This window comes from Geminocystis sp. CENA526, from assembly GCF_050753365.1.
Lineage (GTDB): Bacteria > Cyanobacteriota > Cyanobacteriia > Cyanobacteriales > Cyanobacteriaceae > Geminocystis.
In genome coordinates this window covers 1-2,806 of the sequence record NZ_JBLZFY010000208.1, presented here as the reverse complement: position 1 = coordinate 2,806, position 2,806 = coordinate 1, and the positions used below count along the sequence as shown (strand labels likewise).

Sequence of the window (2,806 nt, the reverse complement as noted above, 5' to 3'; positions counted from 1 at the left end):
GGGGAGGGGGAAGAGGGGGAAGAAAAAATAATTATGTTTTTTGGTGGGGGTGGGTTTAATGTATTAAACCCCTACGTTAATCCTTAATTTTTCATTCTTAATTCTTAATTCTTGATTAAGTTACATTGTGCATGGTGTCTTAAAAGATGATCGCACAAAACTAATGCAACCATCGCTTCTACCATAGGCACAGCTCTGGGTAATACACAGGGATCATGTCTTCCTTTTGCCGCTAGGGTGGTTTCTTCTCCTTCCTTACTAACGGTATTTTGTTCTTTGCCAATGGTGGCTGTGGGTTTAAAAGCGATTCTTAAAACGATGTTTTCTCCGTTGGTGATGCCTCCTTGAATACCGCCCGATCGATTCGTCTTAGTACGGGTGTTCCCTTGTTCATCCAGATAAAATTCGTCATTATGTTGACTACCTGTAAGAGTTGTACCCTGAAAACCTGAACCAATCTCAAAACCTTTGGTAGCAGGTAAAGACATAACTGCTTTGGCTAAATCTGCCTCTAATTTATCAAATACTGGCTCTCCTAAGCCTTTGGGTACGTTTCTGACAACACATTCTACTACCCCCCCTAAAGAGTCTTTTTCCCGTCTAATATCGTCGATTAAATCGATCATTTTTTGGGCGCATTCGGCATCAGGACACCTAACCATATTACTTTCGACTTGCTCAAGAGTTACGCTATGTTCATCGACAATTGCTTCTAAGTTTTTAATACTTTTTACATAGGCAATAATTTCCACCCCTGCCACTTGATTGAGAATTTTCTTGGCGATCGCACCTGCGGCTACTCTCCCGATAGTTTCTCGTGCAGAGGAGCGTCCGCCCCCTTGCCAGTTACGAATGCCATACTTAGCATCATAGGTAGCGTCAGCGTGGGAGGGGCGATATTTTACCGCCATTTCGTCATAATCGCTCGATCGAGCGTCCTTATTTCGTACTAAGATAGCGATGGGAGTGCCTAAAGTTTTGCCTTCAAATACTCCTGAGACGATTTCGCATAAATCCGACTCATTACGGGGAGTGGTAATCTTACTTTGCCCCGGTTTACGGCGATTTAATTCTACTTGGATTTCTTCGGCGGAGATTTCAATTAAAGGAGGGCAACCATCGATGACGACACCAACTCCACCACCATGAGATTCTCCGAAGGTGGATATTCTAAATAATGTACCGAAATTACTACTCATTAAATAAATTTCAAATTAGGAAAAATAATGCTTCATCTATCAAGTGATTTGTCTTAATTTATCATAAAACGTTAGACTATAATTTGTAGGTTGGATTAGCGGTAGCGTAACCTAAAAAAACATCCATAAAATTTGTTTATAACAAATGAAGGGGCTCGTGGGATTTTCCTACGGGCAGTGGTTGATACGCCTTGCCTATTGCATGAGTGCCTATCTTCATTAGTAAACTTAGATGCGTTCTAGCTTAGCCCTTTTGTTATATAATCATCATCCAGATTGTAAAGAATGAGAAACTATCTGAAATATAATAAACTTAGTGTTAAAATAAAAGATTAAGAATACAACATTAATAATGAGAAATTTTTAATTTTCCATAGTTAAGAGAATTTTAGACTTCCTTTTTATTAAATTATAATAATATATTTCCCGTTCTTAAATCGATATTCTAAACTATAGAATTTTATGGCTAATTATAATCCCAAAAACTTTCTCATTTTGGCAGTGGATGATAATTCTGTCAATCGTATTTTATTGGAAAAACTGTTAAAAAAAGAGGGATATAAAATTACCATCTTAGGAAGTAGTGAGGAAGTTATGCCTTATTTAGCTAACATCACTCCAGATATAATATTATTAGATTTAATGATGCCTAATATTAACGGTTTAGAATTATGTGAAAGTATCAAATTAAATCCTAATTTCCAAGAAATTCCTGTAATTTTTCTTACTGCTAGTGATGAGAAAAAAGACTTATTAAAGGCTTTTGATTTAGGTGCTGTGGACTATATCACAAAACCTTTTCATAATCAAGAATTATTAGCGAGAATCAAAAATCATTTAGAATTAAAGTTTACTAGAGATGAACTTAAAAAGGCATTAATAGAGTTAGAAAAACTTGCTAAAACCGATGATTTAACAGGGATTTCTAATCGCCGTAATTTTATTGCCTTAGCACAAAGGGAATTTAATTTAGCCCAAAGACAAAAACGATTTTTTTCTTTATTAATTTTAGATATTGATTATTTTAAAACAATTAATGACACCTACGGGCATCCCATCGGCGATAAAGTTATTCAATTTGTAGCAAATAAATGTATTGAATCTGTGCGAAAAGAGGATTTATGTGCTAGGTGGGGAGGAGAAGAATTTATTATTTTTTTGTCGGAAACTGATTTAGAAGGAGCAATAATGGTGGCTAATCGTATTAGAATGGGTGTTGATCAAGAAACGATCGAAATCGAAGATCATCAAATTAATGTCACCGTTAGCATTGGGGTATCTGTTTATAATAATGATGATGTCAGTGTCAATCAAACTATTTCTAGGGGCGATATGGCATTATACCAAGCGAAAAATGAAGGTAGAAATAGAGTAGTCGCTGAAACTGGTAATAAGTAATAAGTAATAAGTAATAAGTAATAAGTAATAAGTAATAAGTAAATATTGTTAATTGTTAATTCTCCATTCTATGCAATCTTCTTCCCCTTCTTCCCCCTCTTCCCCCTCTTCCCCCTCTCATCTTCATCAGTTTTATGAGTGTCAAACTAAGGTTATTTAATTGGTCCTTGAGTACTAGCACTAAAAAATTGCCTAACCAAAGGATTATC

General features: G+C 35.7%; 2 protein-coding genes. One reads left to right on the top strand and one right to left on the bottom strand.

Translation table 11 applies throughout. The features are described 5' to 3' along the window. Nucleotides 1–104 precede the first annotated feature (104 nt). On the bottom strand, nucleotides 105–1,199 hold the full coding sequence (gene aroC, locus ACN4EE_RS22655) for a chorismate synthase (protein ID WP_431708781.1): 1,095 nt from the start codon (nucleotides 1,197–1,199) through the stop codon (nucleotides 105–107). A 462-nt stretch (nucleotides 1,200–1,661) separates the two neighbouring features. Here aroC and ACN4EE_RS22650 point away from each other — a divergent pair, with 462 nt between their 5' ends. Beyond that, nucleotides 1,662–2,597: a diguanylate cyclase gene (locus tag ACN4EE_RS22650; protein WP_431708780.1), complete on the top strand. Its 936-nt coding sequence runs from the start codon at nucleotides 1,662–1,664 to the stop codon at nucleotides 2,595–2,597. Nucleotides 2,598–2,806: the final 209 nt, after the last annotated feature.